General features: G+C 46.0%; 13 protein-coding genes. 8 read left to right on the plus strand and 5 right to left on the minus strand.

Annotation, left to right across the window (positions count from 1 at the left end; genetic code table 11):
* Positions 1 to 38: 38 nt before the first annotated feature.
* Together H6F63_RS27030 and H6F63_RS27035 are read right to left on the minus strand one after the other, a co-directional pair.
* Positions 39 to 1862: an aspartate kinase gene (locus H6F63_RS27030; protein ID WP_190640391.1), complete on the minus strand. Its 1824-nt coding sequence runs from the start codon at positions 1860 to 1862 to the stop codon at positions 39 to 41.
* Positions 1863 to 2233: 371 nt separating this feature from the next.
* On the minus strand, positions 2234 to 3583 hold the full coding sequence (locus H6F63_RS27035) for a cytochrome P450 (RefSeq protein ID WP_190640392.1): 1350 nt from the start codon (positions 3581 to 3583) through the stop codon (positions 2234 to 2236).
* 249 nt (positions 3584 to 3832) lie between these two features.
* On the opposite strand from H6F63_RS27035, the gene H6F63_RS27040 reads away from it, so the two are divergent.
* Entirely contained in the window at positions 3833 to 4387 is a 555-nt protein-coding gene (locus H6F63_RS27040; RefSeq protein ID WP_190411806.1) for a GNAT family protein, read from the plus strand.
* Positions 4388 to 4478: 91 nt separating this feature from the next.
* Positions 4479 to 5069: a TetR/AcrR family transcriptional regulator gene (locus H6F63_RS27045; protein ID WP_190640393.1), complete on the plus strand. Its 591-nt coding sequence runs from the start codon at positions 4479 to 4481 to the stop codon at positions 5067 to 5069.
* 176 nt (positions 5070 to 5245) lie between these two features.
* On the opposite strand, the gene H6F63_RS27050 is transcribed toward H6F63_RS27045, so the two are convergent.
* Complete coding sequence (locus H6F63_RS27050; protein ID WP_190640394.1) at positions 5246 to 5884, minus strand: Uma2 family endonuclease; 639 nt, start codon at positions 5882 to 5884, stop codon at positions 5246 to 5248.
* A gap of 274 nt (positions 5885 to 6158) precedes the next feature.
* Entirely contained in the window at positions 6159 to 6656 is a 498-nt protein-coding gene (locus H6F63_RS27055; protein ID WP_190640395.1) for a DUF29 domain-containing protein, read from the minus strand.
* Here H6F63_RS27055 and H6F63_RS30735 point away from each other — a divergent pair.
* The 3 genes from H6F63_RS30735 (at position 6647) to H6F63_RS27065 (ending at position 11413) form a co-directional block, all read left to right on the plus strand.
* Complete coding sequence (locus H6F63_RS30735) at positions 6647 to 6769, plus strand: hypothetical protein (protein ID WP_277873914.1); 123 nt, start codon at positions 6647 to 6649, stop codon at positions 6767 to 6769. The genes H6F63_RS27055 and H6F63_RS30735 overlap by 10 nt on opposite strands.
* A 164-nt stretch (positions 6770 to 6933) precedes the next feature.
* On the plus strand, positions 6934 to 8295 hold the full coding sequence (locus tag H6F63_RS27060) for an NAD(P)/FAD-dependent oxidoreductase (RefSeq protein ID WP_190640396.1): 1362 nt from the start codon (positions 6934 to 6936) through the stop codon (positions 8293 to 8295).
* 1537 nt (positions 8296 to 9832) lie between these two features.
* Positions 9833 to 11413, plus strand: a complete 1581-nt coding sequence (locus H6F63_RS27065) for a metallophosphoesterase (protein WP_190640397.1) — start codon at positions 9833 to 9835, stop codon at positions 11411 to 11413.
* A gap of 101 nt (positions 11414 to 11514) precedes the next feature.
* Here the strand turns inward: H6F63_RS27065 and H6F63_RS27070 are convergent, their stop codons facing one another.
* On the minus strand, positions 11515 to 12546 hold the full coding sequence (locus H6F63_RS27070) for a diacylglycerol kinase family protein (RefSeq protein WP_199298311.1): 1032 nt from the start codon (positions 12544 to 12546) through the stop codon (positions 11515 to 11517).
* 333 nt (positions 12547 to 12879) lie between these two features.
* On the opposite strand from H6F63_RS27070, the gene H6F63_RS27075 reads away from it, so the two are divergent.
* The 3 genes from H6F63_RS27075 to folB all read left to right on the plus strand — a co-directional run bounded on the left by H6F63_RS27075 (position 12880) and on the right by folB (position 15706).
* Positions 12880 to 14187, plus strand: coding sequence for a glutamate-5-semialdehyde dehydrogenase (locus tag H6F63_RS27075; RefSeq protein WP_190640399.1), 1308 nt, complete (start codon positions 12880 to 12882; stop codon positions 14185 to 14187).
* Between the two features lie 185 nt (positions 14188 to 14372).
* Positions 14373 to 15305, plus strand: a complete 933-nt coding sequence (locus H6F63_RS27080) for a bestrophin family ion channel (protein ID WP_190640400.1) — start codon at positions 14373 to 14375, stop codon at positions 15303 to 15305.
* 35 nt (positions 15306 to 15340) lie between these two features.
* Positions 15341 to 15706: a dihydroneopterin aldolase gene (gene folB, locus H6F63_RS27085; protein WP_190640401.1), complete on the plus strand. Its 366-nt coding sequence runs from the start codon at positions 15341 to 15343 to the stop codon at positions 15704 to 15706.
* The last annotated feature ends 69 nt before the right edge of the window (positions 15707 to 15775 follow it).

Here is a 15775-nt window from a genome sequence, read left to right on the forward strand (position 1 = left end):
GATCGCCTTTATTAATTAACAAAATTAGCTAGGAAATTTTATGCGGGAACTTGGATTTTCTGAGTACCTGCAAGCCCAAAGGCAGTGTGAATTGCTTGTAAAGCAAGAACACCTTGATCTTGGGCGACAACGCAGCTAATTTTGATTTCAGATGTAGTAATCATCTGAATATTTATTTGGTGCTGGGATAGCGCTTCAAACATTTTGGCGGCGATACCAGGTTGTCCCACCATTCCGGAACCAACGATACTAACTTTAGCGATCGCAGTATCCACCGCAACTTCACCGCAACCTAATGAAGGTGCGATTGATAAAAGTGCTTTTTGCGCTTCTTGTGCATCCGCTTGGGCGACAGTGAAAGCAATATCGCGGGTGGCGATGCCATTAATTACCCGACAGCGTTGCGATTGAATAATCATATCCACGCTGATATTTTTCTGGGCTAATAATTCAAACACTTGCGCCGCCATTCCCGGACGATCTGGAACGTGGCGAATCGCTAGACGTGCTTGGTTGAAATCTAGGGCGACACCGCGCACCGGAGGAGAAGATTGTGGCGTGTTTGTGTGTTGTGAATGCCCACTAGGTCTGACTGGGGAACTATCTACCTCGAAAGTTTGGCAAAGCAGGGAAATAGCGCGATCGCAATCATCCGCATCAACTACGCAACTAACTTTCACTTCCGAGGTGGAAATCATCTGGATGTTGATTCCCGCACTAGAGAGAGTGGCAAACATCTGCGCCGCCACGCCAGGACGACCGATCATCCCCGCACCAGCAATGGAGACTTTGGCGATGTGCCGCGCCACCATCACCTCAGCTTCTCCCTGTTCTGGGCTGTTTTGGGTACGGAGGGCGGGCGCGATCGCTGCTGCTACTGCTTCCGCCCGATTGATCACGTTTTTGCTGACAGTAAAGGCAATATCGTTAGTATTTCCTTCGTGTATTGACTGAATAATTAAGTCGATGTCTAAGGCTTGATGGGCAATTTCACCGAATAACCGCGCCGCCACGCCAGGACGATCCGGCACCCGCAACAGCGCTATCTTCGCCTGGTCAGTATCAAATTCTACCCCGTCTACTGGTAGGGCAATTTCTAAATCTTGGAGCGATCGCGGTTTTGGTGTCGGGGAGATCACTCGCGTACCGGGGTCATCTGTCCAGCTGGAACGCACCACCAACTCCACGCCGTAATTCCGCGCAATCTCCACAGCGCGGGGATGCAGCACTTTGGCACCCAAGCTGGCTAATTCCAGCATTTCATCGCAGGTAATCTCTTCCATTAGTTGTGCTTCTGGCACCAGTCGCGGATCTGTGGTAAAAATTCCCGGTACATCCGTGTATATTTCGCAACAGCTTGCTCGTAAAGCTGCCGCCAGAGCCACCGCTGAAGTATCAGATCCGCCGCGTCCCAAGGTGGTAATTTCCAAATCTTCTATGCTGCTGATGCCTTGGAAACCAGCAACCACAACTACTTTACCCGCGTCTAGGTGACGTTCCATGCGCTCTGTCTGAATGTGCAGAATCCGGGCGCGGGTGTGTTCCGCTTCGGTAACAATTCCTACCTGTGCGCCCGTGAGAGAAATTGCTGGTTGTCCCAATTCCTGCAATGCCATACTCAGCAAGGCGATGGTAACTTGTTCGCCTGTGGAGAGCAGCATATCCATTTCCCGGCGACTGGGATTAGTGGATATTTCGGTAGCTAATTTTACCAGTCCATCAGTAGTTTTACCCATCGCGGAAACTACGACAACTAAGGAGTTGCCCATCTGGACTGCTTTATGAACGCGCTGTGCGACTGTTTGAATGCGTTCAACCGATCCTACTGAAGTTCCGCCGTATTTTTGGACTATTAGCGCCATAATTCTCTCACCAATCCTGCCTAGGGATATACCCACATTGCCTTAGCCTGTGGCTACACAAACCAAGCCTGCCTAAGCTCGTAACCGCACCAAAGGTGCGACAGGCTGACACGGCAAGGCATCTTAATTTAACCTAATTAAATTATCAGACTTGCTGGGACAAAACAGGCTGACTTTAGATTGCGTTGATTAATTATCGTCAAACATCTATCGCGGGGGGTGTGGAGATAGGGCGAAGGGCTTACGGTTCAAGGATAATGCGATCGCTAAAAATCCTAGCTGCACAAATTCAAAGATAGCCGTGTTAGTTGCGTGGGCATCGCCCACCTTACAGCTTTAGTGCGATTTGATAAGCATTGCGAGGCACTTTCCTAGCCGTGCTGCACTCTCCGCCAAAACTTCACCTTTAAACCCTCGCGGGGATAGACTGTCGGTAGCATTACCATCTCCAAGTTTTGTCCGGGAAGCAGTTCCCACTCATACTCGCGGACTAATAACGCGGCAAACAGCTTGATCTCTAGTTTGGCGAACTCCCTGCCCAGACATTCTCGCAGTCCACCACCGAAGGGGATATAGCTCATCGGTTTTTGTTTATCCTCCGCCCGTTCGGCTGCAAAACGCTCTGGGTCAAAGCATTCTGGCTGAGTATAGATGCTGCTATCTTGATGAGTCGTGCCGCTGTGATAAAGTACCTTCCAACCTTTAGGGATTAAGTAGTCATTAAACTCGCAAGATTCAATGACTTCTCTAGGACCAGTTGATGGAGGAAACACTCGCAGAACTTCCTTCAAGACTTGCTCTAGATAGGTCATCTGCTTCAGATGCTCCAGCGTCAGGGGTTGGGGAAACCCCAATTGCTTTTGCTCTGCACGGATAGCCTCTTTAACTTCTGGATGCTGCGCTAATAGAAGACATAACGAAGAAAGGGCAGATGACAACGTATCGTGACCCGCAAATAATAGGGTCAGAAGTTGCTCTTTGAGTTCCTGCAAACTCAGAGTGTTTCCTTCTTCATCCCGCGCTTGCAACAATAAACCTAAGACATCCTGAGTCGATGTAGCTTGTTGTTGACGCTCTTTGACTATCTCCTCAATTCGCCCCAGTATCAGCTTGCGACACCGTAACGCCCGACCAAACTTTGTCCAAGGTAAGGGTACGGGGATGGAAAGTAGCCCCTTTCCCCAAATTTCATACCACTCGCCAAAATCGCGATCGCTGGCAGCTTCCGTTCCTACCAGCAACTTGCAAGCCACATCCAGCGTGTATTTTCTTAGTTCCGAGTACCAGGAAAACTGACCCAAAAGCTCCCACTTGTGGAGATAACTGCGGCTAATCTCCTCCATTGTGGAGGCATACCCTGCTAGTGCGCGAGGTTGGAAGGCTTGCGATAGCAATTTGCGCTGTCTTAGATGTTCATCCCCCATCTGCATCACTACCGATCCAGTTCCCATCAACGCTTTGGTCTGCGGGGGGACACCATCCGCAATTCCGTCAGAAAAGTAGTGTTTCTCGTTGGCAAAGAGAAAGCGGGTTGCCTCAGCTCCAATCAAGAAGATGGTAGGACGACCCAACACATGAGTTTTGAAGATTCGTCCGTATTGCTGGTGTCGCTTCTGTACAAAGTTTGGATCGCGTAAAAAGCTAATGGTTTCGCCAATAATTGGTAGACCAAAGCTCCCAGGAGGTAAAGGTAGCGATCGCGCTTGTTTGGTGGTTGTCATTGTTTTCTCTTGGCTCCACAACAAATGGACAGCATTAATATCGATACGATTGAGTATCGTAATTACAATAGGGAGTGTCAAGAGGAGCTGCCTTAGGGTCGCAGGACATTTTAGACAGAGCGACAGCTTTTAAAATTCACCAGGCTATTCCTAACTCCCAACTTGTTTTCTTCTTTTGTATGAATCATGACCGCCTCCTGACAGACTTGATATGAATGAGTAAGTACCTAAAATCGAGGACAATTAGCGATGTTGAAGGGAGAACGACTAACGCTACGGGGTATACGGCGGGATGATCTGCCGAAACTGTGCGAGTTTAACAATGATTTAGCCGTTGAATTGGCAGGTGGGGGCGATCCGCCAATCCCCCAATCCCTGGAACGGCTACAAGCAGAGTTTGATCAAAATGCCGCTAAAGGTGGACGAGATGGCACCTGGTTTGCGATCGAGGCAGATGGCAAGTTCATTGGGCAGTGCGGCTTGGTTGGTTTTGATATATTTCAGGGGGTGGCGCGTGTCTGCGAATTAGGCATTGCAATTGGGGATAAGGAATATTGGGGACGCGGCTACGGTCGTGAAGCGATCGCATTGCTGCTGAATTATGCGTTTCGATACTGGAATCTACATCGAGTTTGGTTAAGGACAAACTCAAGGAATGAACGAGCGATTCGCTGTTATCAATCCTGTGGATTTGTGGAAGAAGGTCGCCTCCGGGGTCACGAGTGGTATGACGGCAGATACGTTGATACGCTGTGCATGGGAATATTGCGCGAGGAGTGGGAGCAGATTAAGAAACAAGACTGATTGCATCTAACGCAACTCCCCATTTGACAATTCTTTGAGAACGCTTGAAGCAAATTGTCCTTGAGAACGTTGTTTGGGCGAAGATGAGTTTATGAGTAAACCTATCAAAAGCCCGCCTGGACGCCCACGTAGCGAAAAATCTCATCAAGCGATTCTACAAGCAACTCTTGAGCTGCTAGCAGAAATGGGATATCAATCTATGAGCATCGAAGCGATCGCTGCACGCGCTAAAGTGGGCAAAACTACCATTTATCGGCGGTACAGTTCTAAAGAAGAACTGGTTGCAGACGCGATTGAAAGCCTCAGAGAGGAAATATTGATACTAGACACAGGCAGCCTTTGGGGAGATATTGATATCCTCATTGAGAATGCAGCAAAAATGCTACTCAGCCCGTTAGGTCGTCAAACTGTTGCCCTAATTATTAGTACAGCGTCTAGCAGTCCGACTTTTGCCCAGGTCTACTGGAAAAAATATCTACAACCGCGACGGCAAGCCTTTGGAGCCGTGCTGGAACGTGCTAAGGCTAGAAATGAAATCCACACAGATATAGAACCCGATTTAGTCTTCGACCTGATGAGCGGAGCAATGTTATATGCGATGGTCTTTCAACCCACTGATGAGACATTTGAGGCATATATTCGTCGTGCTTTGGAGCTTTGTCTCAAAGGTAATACTGTCTAAAATCGCATCGAGGCAGGTGTTCTGTATCAGTTAAGCTTTTCTGGAAGTTGCTCGACTTCCTTGGTGTCTCTATAACACCAACCATAGATTTACCACAAGAGCCACTAACTTTCACAACTCTGCTGACCAGCGCTTCCCGATTGCGAGCGCATTATCATCTTCTGTATTTTTCGGATTTAATTCTCACTTGCTAATTTTTGTCGTAACTCCCGAATCGCAACGCTGGTATTGCGCTCGGAGGCAATTCGGAAACACTCTGTGATGAATGCTGAAACATTAATATTGGGAAAAAAGCGGCTACTGGTTACAACCGTGTAGCGATCGCTCTGCAATTGGTAAATCTTAAGTTGGTTCTTTTTATATAACCAAACTTCCGGCACTCGATAGGGCAGGTAGTCGTTTACATCAGTGTAGCTGGTTACATCTATCTCAATTACTAAATCGGGGGATGGTTCAATGCCCCAGTTGATTCGATCTTTCCCTGCAACATCTGCCCAGTTATCGATATAGAAGCAGTAGTCCGGTTCAATGCCGCTAATCTCTGGCAGTTCCATTGTGATTGGGGTAAACGCTTCGTAGTCCCGCCCTAAATGGTCTAGGAGAGCTATTACGACCATTGCAATAACGTGGGCTTCTCGTCCGTGTCGGGGTAGCGGTGACATTAACAGAATCTCTCCGGGTCGATACTTAATGCGCGGTATTGAGCGATCGCCTAGTTGTTCAGTTAGTGCTTGATAGTCCTGCCAACTACCGGGTAGCCGCACCACTGCGCCTGCGGGTAACTGGATTTTCTCTGGTGTGATAACTGCAAACATGGAACTTATACCTCCACCTCCACTGTAATCCTTGTATTGCACCTAGCCATCGTGTCGCAGCACAACAAAAATGTTTTGCTCCAAAAAAGTATGGATCGTCTCCTAAAAATCTGACTAATCTTTTTATAAACTCATAAAAATTGATGTTAGAAAAATTTTGTAAAACTATCTGTCAGAAATGAATCGGTAATTCAGGCAATGTGAATATCCGATTTTAGAGTGGCAAGTAAAAAGGACGATGCGCTGAGGCGCTACCCCACTCTTTTGCTCCCGATCATTCCATCATTTCATCTGTCGCAGGTTCACCTGGATAGAAGACTTCGCTTAAAGTTTCCTCTAACGTATAACGACATTCTTGGGGAAAGGTTGAAAACGGCAGGTTGGTTTCTCCTGATGCTAAATCCCTCCCGTTCTCATAAGCTTCCTGTAGAGCCTCATCAAGATAAGGCTTCAGACTAGGATTATCTCTTAGCAATTTTAGGCTCTCCCGCCGTTGTACTCGAATCGTTGCTAACCAACTACGGCTGCGTCGTTCTAATTGATATTCCCATTTCAACAAATGCCCAATTAACACACTCAAGCGATTTCGTAGTTCTGCACGTTGTTGTTTTCCCAACGATTCAATCTCCTCGATTAAATTGGGCAAGTCAAGCTGAGTCCATTGCTGCTGTTGGAGGAGGAGTGCTTGTTGCTGAGTCCAAGCGTAGAAGTCGGTTTCGTAGAGGTTCTGCATCAGGCTTCCCGCTGTCTGTTGGTTTTTTGGTGTTTGCATCGCGCCGTCAAAACCAGGAAATCGTTATCCCAATTTTAGAGCCACTGGCAAAAGCGCGATCGCGTTTTATCGTTCACCATGCGATCGCTTCCCACCAACTACCTCTTCGGTAATACTTTTTTTACTAAATAGCTCTACCTGTAGCCGCCGCTACGCTTGCTTTAAACTAGGCACACTAAGGTAATATGAACATCTGTAACGAAAACCTCGTCAGTTGGTAAAGAAATGTTTGTTCAACGACAGCCACGGGCAACATAAAACAAAGGATGTCAATTTTATGGTAAAACCAGTGGAAAATCAGTCTCCTCACAATGTAGTTATTGTCGGTGGCGGTTTTGGCGGACTATATGCAGCCAAAGCACTTGGTCGCGCTCCTGTCAATGTGACGCTAATCGATAAACGCAACTTTCATCTATTTCAACCACTCCTTTATCAAGTCGCCACGGGTACACTTTCCCCCGCTGATATTTCCTCCCCTCTCCGCGCTGTAGTCAGTGAAAACGAGAATACTAAAGTGATTATGGGAGAAGTGAAGGATATCGATCCAGAACAGCGAAAAATATTCCTGAGTGGGGAAGAATTAAATTACGATACTCTGATTGTTGCTACAGGTGTAAGTCATTTCTATTTTGGAAATGATCACTGGGAAACGGTAGCGCCTGGGTTGAAAACTATTGAAAATGCCCTGGAAATGCGGCGGCGCATTTTTATGGCATTTGAAGCGGCGGAGAAAGAAACAGATCCGGAAAAACGGCGTGCCTGGTTGACATTTGTGATCGTTGGTGGTGGGCCAACAGGCGTAGAATTAGCGGGAGCGATCGCAGAATTAGCCTTCAGCACCCTCAAAAAAGATTTCCGCAACATCGACACCGCAGAAGCAAAAGTTTTGTTGCTGGAAGGAATGGATCGCATTTTGCCACCCTACGCACCAGATTTATCGGAAAAAGCCGAAAAATCCCTCAACAAATTGGGCGTAACTGTGCAAACAAAGACGCTAGTCACGAATATTGACAATAATATTGTCACCACAAAACAAGGAGATACAGTCGAAGAAATTCCCGCTAGAACAATTTTATGGGCTGCTGGGGTTAAAGCTTCGGCGATGGGAAAAGTTTTAGCAGAACGCGCAGGCGCTCAACTTGACCGTTCAGGGCGAGTCATCGTTGAAGCTGACTTGAGTGTAGCAGGACATCCCAATATTTTTGTTATTGGGGACTTAGCGAATTATACTCATCAAACCGGGAAACCGTTACCCGGTGTAGCGCCTGTAGCGATGCAGCAAGGCGAGTATGTCGCCAACCTAATTAAACAGCAACTTGCTGGTTACAGTATGCTACCGTTCCAGTACATTGACCGAGGAAGTTTAGCAGTTATTGGACGTAATGCAGCGGTTGCAGACCTTGGTTTTGTGAAATTCTCTGGTGTAATCGCTTGGTTAATTTGGGTATTTATCCACATTTATTATCTCATTGAATTTGACAACAAACTGATAGTGCTGCTCCAGTGGGGCTGGAACTATTGGACGAAGAAACGCGGCGCACGTTTGATTACTGGTGAGGAATCAAGTGGACGAATAGCAGTTGACGCTAACGGTGATTTTTATGCGCCAGTGAAAAGCAAAGAAGCGGTGGAAGTTTAAACGCAAAGGTACGCTCATGTTAGCGCAGAGGTACAAGAGAGAAAAAACACCCGGCGATGTTCATAATCACGGCTGTATAAACTATCGTCCACCGGCGACGACTTTTCGACCCAAGCCGCAGTGGATAAGATTCTGTGTAGTCGCGAATTTTATTCGTCAAGCCTGGGCTTCTTTCTTGTACCTTTGCTTTTTAAAACAATACCGTTTACTTAAGCATATGTGTTGACCACTATCATGATTAGGTAGTGGTAAATATGTAGTAAAAGGTTAAATGTATCAAATAAAAAGCTTTCATTATGACCCTTCCTGGTAGTTGTTTATTTAGCTGAATAAGTGGTTCTTCAGACCAGACAACCAGTATAATTTTTAATCAATATCAATTTTTAAATCTGAACTCATATTAAATGTTATGATTTTTAAAAATACCAAAATTTTTAGTAATTCTGCTTACTTCTAGACCTGACTGCCCTCCTTGTGGTTCTAACCATATTGTTAAAAATGGTAGAATCTACAATAAAAAACCCTGAAGGGTTAACCAGTGGGGCGGAAAGGCTTGTCTAGCCAGAAGTGGACAGATTATGGTAAAAAAAGTTCGGGCAATCTTTCGCAACAAGACCGAACTAATGACAATATTACCCCAATCTTACCAAAGTCATTTAAAAAGTCACCTGAACCGCTCTGAGTATTTAATCCTAACGATTCTGATAAATTTGTTGCAATCAATCAAAAAAGTCAGCTTAGAAAGTTTAGCTAATGCCTTTCCACTACCTATTACATTTGAGGGGATACGGCGGAAAATTCAAAGATTCCTATCAATACCTAATCTTAGCTTGAGTATACTTTTGTTTACGGTAAAAGAAAAATTTATTTATCCTGGTTGAATCTAAAATTTGCTTAGAGTTAAAGCAGTTGGGTTTAGTACCTGGGTTATCATTATTTTTACAAGGAGTAAAGGTGACTAAGACCTGGAGGGGCGACGAAATAGGCTAAAAAGCTTTGTATGTAAGGCAAGTAACATTTTGTGATAAAAAATATAGGTCTAGTTTCGTCAATAAGACCTACCTAATGATAATACTACCCACATTCCACCAAAACCGCTTAAAAAGTCAATTGAGTTTAGCAGAATACCTGTTCCTAAAAATTTTGCTTAATCTATTACACAGGGCAAGCGCATCTCAAATGCTATTGACAAGCGGGTTGAGAGTTTTCATCAATTTGGGTTAAACAAGCAGCCAAAATCTTGAGCATGTAATTATTATCCATAGCAGCTTGATTCGATTTTGACGAGTGCTACGCCCTTAAAGATTGTTCTCGATTTTAACCCAATGCAGTCGATTTTCAATCTGCCAATGTCCTTCAGTGAGGCTAATCGTTGTCCTGTGGCGCTCAGGCTAGTGCAGCTTGGCAAAAATAAGTGGCCCCACTCAACGGAGAACCGCTATATATCAAAGCCTAGATGTCTTCTGCGATGCAAACAGGTAAAATCAGCAAGCATGGAAGTTAGCCAGCAAACAGAGAAATCCGGGAGTAATAAACTATGAGATTCGTGTCCGACCCACCGATATCACTCAAAATCCGCAAAATGAAGGAGCGGGTGCGGTGGCTGGAACCGAGTCTTGTGGAGCGGGGAATCGATCAAACCCGGATGGTTTTAGATGATGGCGGCTCTGAGAGTCCAGAGTTTTCATTTTTAGTCGTCGGTGATAGTGGTTCTGGTGCCTATCGGGGAGAAAATCCTCAACGACAAGTTGCAGAACTAATGCTGCCCCACCGCGAAGAGAGTCGTTTCGTCTTGCACACCGGGGACGTGATCTATCTGGTTGGCTCCAGCGAATACTACCTGAAAAACTTCATTTCTCCCTACCGAGAATTTTTGGTGGGGGGTGAACAACCAGAGCGCATTACTTATGACCAGATGGTCTTCAATACGCCGTTTCTTCCTGTACTAGGGAACCACGATTACTATGACGTGCCGATTATCTACGGTCTGATAGCACACGCGGCTCTGCCACTGCGCCGCCTGTTAAAGTCGAAGTTAGATGGCGGCTTCGACATTAGCTGGCATGGTTCGGGACAGGGCAATGCCTATGCACGGGCGTTTCTTGACTACCTGAAGGCGTTTGACCCCAAGGGAGAATTGGAACATCATCTAGACAGCCATTACACTGCCAAAACCGAAACAGGTCGCTGTCTTCGTTATCAACCGGGACGCTTTACCCGCTTACCTAACCGCTATTACACCTTCCGTAGCGGCGGGATTGATTTCTTTGCACTTGACTCAAATACTTTTAACGCACCATCACCGCTTCCAGCCACAAAAGAGGGGGACGCTTACCGCCAGGAACTGGAAAAGCGTCGGGATGACCTGGAGCGGCAAAAACTGCAAATTATTGAAGCTTCATCTGAACTTGACTCTAACCAACCTGACGATGCGGAACAGCTTGATGACAATCGTACCAAGCTAGAGCAAATCGATGAGCTTCTGCTTGATATTGAGAAACAACTAGCAGCTGACGAAACAACTGTCATTGACCTGGAACAACTAAACTGGCTGCGACAAAAGCTAATTGAATCTTGGAATACAGCCCAGGTGCGTGGACGTGTGATTTATTTTCACCATCCCCCCTATGTCACAGAAGCGACAAAGTGGCACCAAGCACAAACTTTAGCGATTCGCCACCGACTCCGCCAGGTGCTGGATGCGGTGGCTAATGCAGTTGGCAAACAGGCGGCGGGGCGTCCCCTGGTCGATCTAATTCTCAGCGGTCATGCTCACTGCTTGGAATATATCCGTACTGGCGATACTGGACACGCAGATTCCAACCTGAATTGGATCGTGTGTGGTGGCAGCGGTTACAGCCTCCGCCGCCAACGCTCCGAAGGATCGGAATTGACAGAAACCTTTCGGAATAGTCAGAGCGATCGCACCCGCTTGGTAGCGAAATCATTGCTTTTTGTCGGGCGCAGTGGTCAAGGTTTCTACAAACGACGACCGTACTCGTTTTTGCGGATCGATGTCCAAGACGGTCGCCCCCCTAAGTTTAAAATTCGACCGTTTATCGCTGAGAAATATAGAAAACAGTGGAACAGTAGCGAACTTGAACCGTTTGCAATTTAACTTTTGGCTTTGATCTCAGATAGGGGTTTGCAATTGGGTGTACTACATTCTGACCTCTCGCCACCTCCCCTGCGTTACCCGCATCTGACACACTCAGTTTATTAAGTTTCCAAGCCATCAACAGAGGCTACTGGCAAGGCTACCGGAGGATTTGGGTCGTCTTTTCGCTTGTAGCTAGGCATATCTGCTGCTGGCACAATAACTTTAAGCGCGTGCTTGATGCTTTTGAGGGTGACTGGCAATTCTCCCAGAGGATGACCGTCGATGTGGACTGGTAACTTCGCCTTTGATGTTAGTCTTACCTCTGCAACTTGGTAAGTTTCGATTTTAGAACTGCGATGATATTGTCCCTTGCTAATTGACCAGAAGTGACGAATCAGTTCCCATTTACTAAAGTCGCGGAAGACGCTCACCGTCAGCAGACCATCATCCATGATGGCATCTGGAGCTACAGTAAAACCAGTACCGTAATAAGGGCCGTTGGCGATCGCTACCAGCAAAGCTTCTATCCGAAACTTGCGTCGGTTGCGTCCCACTCGCCGCAGCAAAAATCGCCGCCGAGAGACAGGTTGAACGATAGCCTCAGATATTGGACGGTCAAGCTGGATATTTAGCCGTTGCGGTTTATAGCCAATTGCCAGTTGAGCAGCTTGGAGCATCCGACCCCAACGCCCACCTTTGATTTCTTCACCTAATGGAAACAAGGCTGCATCCAGTCCCACACCAGCCGCCTCAAAGAAGTAATTTTCGTTGTTGGCTTGACCTACATCAATGCTCTTAATTTCACCGTGCGCCAACACAGCGCAAGCTTCGGCGACATCGGTTGGCAGGTTGAGGCTGCGGGCGATATTGTTATAGGTGCCTATGGGGATAATGCCGAGCGGAATTGGTGCGTGGATTAAGCCTTTGGCAACTTCACTTACAGTTCCATCGCCACCACCGACAACAACCATGTCGTAGCCTTCTTCTACTGCTCGCTGTGCAATCAAGGAAGGTGACTCTGAAGCAGTAGTAAATGCCAGGTCAGCTCGAATATCTTGGGCTTCCATCCCCGCGATGATTTCGGGCAGCTTCATCGGGTTGGGCTGAGTATCGCCCGAAATCGGGTTCATGATCAGGCGAGCGCGCTTCATGTAGAGGTTGTTGCAGAGTGGGTAACTATTAGACTCGTAGAGCTGCTAGTTTTAGGTTCACCTTAGCACACACAACTAGCGGTTTTGGGTAGAATACCAAAGTTGCTAGGTTAAAGCGCGATTGACTTAAGAAAGCCAAACTTTCAACAAGATTGATTTTGCACAATTATTTTGTACTGTGGCAGTGGCCAGAATTCACCCTGTAGTAAAATTAAACTTTTATATCTCTGCAATTATCAACATCTAAAGGTGCCGTCAGGCAAGATGTAAGTAAAGGCATACAGAGATTTTTCGCTAGACTTTGGCTTGCACGGCGGTACTCGATTCAATACTATGACTGCTTCCCAGATTGCTTCTTCATCCATAATTGACGACATTGCTCGACTCACCCGCGAAGCTGCGCGTCAGCTGGCGCTTCTCTCAACCGATGCTAAAAATCAAGCAATCGTGGCGATCGCGATCGCGCTTGAAGCCGCAACACCTGAAATTTTGGCGGCTAACGCGGCTGATTGCAAGGCGGCGGAGGCGGCGGGAATTCCTAAACCGCTTTATGCTCGGTTAAAGTTGGATGAGACAAAATTGCAGGGCGCGATCGCGGGTGTGCGAGATGTGGGACGCTTGAGCGATCCTGTCGGCGCAGTCCAAATTCATCGGGAACTAGATACAGGTTTAATTCTCAAGCGCATAACTTGTCCTCTAGGTGTTCTAGGAGTGATTTTTGAAGCGCGTCCGGATGCAGTAATGCAAATTTCTACTCTGGCGATTAAATCCGGCAATGGTGTCATTCTCAAAGGTGGACAGGAAGCAGTGCGTTCTTGCGAAGCTTTAGTAAAAGCAATTCGTCAAGGACTAACCCAAACTGGCATTAATCCAGATGTTGTGCAGTTGCTAACTACCAGAGAAGAAACGCTGGAATTGCTGAAGTTAGATCAGTATGTGGATTTAATTATTCCTAGAGGTTCTAACTCATTTGTCCGATTTGTGCAGAATAACACTCGGATTCCGGTCTTGGGTCATGCAGAAGGAATTTGTCATGTATATGTGGATGAAGCTGCTGATATTGAGAAAGCTGTAGCCATTACCGTAGATGCCAAAACCCACTATCCAGCCGCTTGCAATGCTTTAGAAACGCTGCTGGTGCATAACGCGATCGCTTCCGAATTTTTGCCGAAAGTTGCTAAATCTTTGCAAGCAAAAAATGTGGAATTGCGGGGAGATGAGAAAACCTGCGAAATTCTAGACATTGCAGCTGCTACAGAAGCAGACTGGGTGACAGAATACAGCGATTTAATTCTCTCTATTAAAGTTGTGCATTCCTTGGAGGACGCGATTAACCACATCAACACTTATGGCTCAAAGCATACAGATGCTATTGTGACCGAAAATTCTGAAGCTGCTGCAACATTTCTCGCTCAAGTTGATGCTGCTGGTGTCTTCCACAACTGTTCCACTCGCTTTTCTGATGGCTTCCGCTACGGATTCGGTGCAGAAGTGGGAATTAGCACTCAAAAAATGCCGCCTCGCGGGCCAGTCGGTTTAGAAGGATTGGTGACATACAAATATCAAATTGTAGGTGATGGGCATATTGCCGCCACCTACAGCGGTGCAGATGCCAAACCTTTTATCCATCGCGATTTGTAATCTCTCGTTCCCAGGTGGAGCTTGGGAATGCCAATCAGCCGACTTTCTACTAAGAAATTCGTATAGTTCTACCTTATAAGCTTGCGATTAAACTTGCAGAATTTCGGAACCAGAGGCAGAGCCTTTACGAGTGCATTCCCTGGTTCTAGCCGGGGAGCGAGAGAATGGCTAAGGGCTAATAATTAATGATTAATGACGAATTAAACTGGTTTGCAATGGCTTTACAATTGCGGGGGTCAGTGGCTCCCATCATTTTTCCTCGTGTTTTGTTGTGCGGAGGATTTGGCTTTTTAATTTCTCTATTTTATTATTGGGGATTACCCGTATCAGAGAATAGTTTGGCTAGCTTAGTTACTAATGTTGTCTACAACTTGGTATTAGGTTTATTATTGGTTTTTCGGACAAACACGGCTTACGATAGGTTCTGGGAAGGTAGGAAATCATGGGGTATTTTAGTTGTGAATGTCCGCAACTTAGCGCGTCAGATTCGGGTAGCGATCGCTACTACAGAACGGATAGATAAAGAAAACAAAGATTCAACGCTGCGCCTATTGGGTGCTTTTGCGATCGCTACTAAATTACAGTTGCGCCAAGAACCGATAAGCGAGTTGGAAGATATAATTACCCCATCCCAATCGCTCAAGCTCAAAAGTGTGAAAAATCCCCCGTTAGAAGTTGCTCTTTGGATTGGCGATTACCTACAACAGCAGCATAACCGAAATTTATTAAGTAGCAATCAGTTGATTGCTATGAACGAATTGCTAGATAAAATGGTAGAAGCTTTAACTGGCTGCGAACGCATTTTAAAAACGCCAATTCCTTTAGCTTATTCTATCTACCTGAAGCGATTATTGCTAATATATTGCTTTTTGTTACCTTTTCAATTAGTTGCAAAATCGGGATGGTGGACAGCTATAATCGTTATTTTACTAAGCTTTGTTTTGTTTGGAATCGAACAAATCGGCAATGAGATAGAGAATCCTTTCGGACATGATACTAATGATTTGCCATTAGATGAGATTTGTAGCTCAATGATTCAGAATATTGAGGATTTAATTGATAAACCTCAGGAGGCAGAAGTCTTAAGTGCGAATGTATCTGTACAGGATATAGCATAAATTTTGCCTTCTGAAAAATTAAACTCAAAATTGCAATGGATAACATTCAGATAACAGGAATTCGCTGCTACGGCTACACAGGCTATTTACCAGAGGAACAGGTACTGGGACAATGGTTTGAAGTGGACGTGACTTTATGGCTGGATTTGGCACCAGCGGGAAAAAGCGATGCTATAGAAGACACTCTGGATTATCGCACAGTGATTTCAACAGTAAAGCATCTGGTAAAAACGTCTAAATTTGCCTTGGTGGAACGATTAATCAGCGCGATCGCATCGAACATCTTAGAATTAGAGCAAGTGACACAAGTTCAAATTCGACTCAGCAAACCCGCCGCACCAATTCCAGACTTTGGCGGCAAAATCACCCTTGAAGTGACAAGAACGAAGGAAGAAGTCTAATAGCTAATGGTTTATCGTTAATGATTATTAGCTATTAGCAACCTGACCGAAAATAAAATTATTCATGGG

The sequence above is a fragment of the Trichocoleus sp. FACHB-40 genome (genome assembly GCF_014695915.1).
In the GTDB taxonomy this organism is placed as follows: domain Bacteria; phylum Cyanobacteriota; class Cyanobacteriia; order Cyanobacteriales; family FACHB-T130; genus Funiculus; species Funiculus sociatus.

Bases quoted from the DNA above. Each gene is read 5' to 3' on its own strand.
- H6F63_RS27045 (WP_190640393.1), top strand. From the start codon at position 4,479: ATGAGTAAACCTATCAAAAGCCCGCCTGGACGCCCACGTAGCGAAAAA.
- H6F63_RS27050 (WP_190640394.1), bottom strand. From the start codon at position 5,884: ATGTTTGCAGTTATCACACCAGAGAAAATCCAGTTACCCGCAGGCGCA.
- H6F63_RS27075 (WP_190640399.1), top strand. From the start codon at position 12,880: ATGACTGCTTCCCAGATTGCTTCTTCATCCATAATTGACGACATTGCT.
- H6F63_RS27030 (WP_190640391.1), bottom strand. From the start codon at position 1,862: ATGGCGCTAATAGTCCAAAAATACGGCGGAACTTCAGTAGGATCGGTT.
- H6F63_RS27060 (WP_190640396.1), top strand. From the start codon at position 6,934: ATGGTAAAACCAGTGGAAAATCAGTCTCCTCACAATGTAGTTATTGTC.
- H6F63_RS27035 (WP_190640392.1), bottom strand. From the start codon at position 3,583: ATGACAACCACCAAACAAGCGCGATCGCTACCTTTACCTCCTGGGAGC.
- H6F63_RS27080 (WP_190640400.1), top strand. From the start codon at position 14,373: ATGATTAATGACGAATTAAACTGGTTTGCAATGGCTTTACAATTGCGG.
- H6F63_RS27040 (WP_190411806.1), top strand. From the start codon at position 3,833: ATGTTGAAGGGAGAACGACTAACGCTACGGGGTATACGGCGGGATGAT.
- H6F63_RS27055 (WP_190640395.1), bottom strand. From the start codon at position 6,656: ATGCAAACACCAAAAAACCAACAGACAGCGGGAAGCCTGATGCAGAAC.
- H6F63_RS27065 (WP_190640397.1), top strand. From the start codon at position 9,833: ATGAGATTCGTGTCCGACCCACCGATATCACTCAAAATCCGCAAAATG.
- H6F63_RS27070 (WP_199298311.1), bottom strand. From the start codon at position 12,546: ATGAAGCGCGCTCGCCTGATCATGAACCCGATTTCGGGCGATACTCAG.
- folB (WP_190640401.1), top strand. From the start codon at position 15,341: ATGGATAACATTCAGATAACAGGAATTCGCTGCTACGGCTACACAGGC.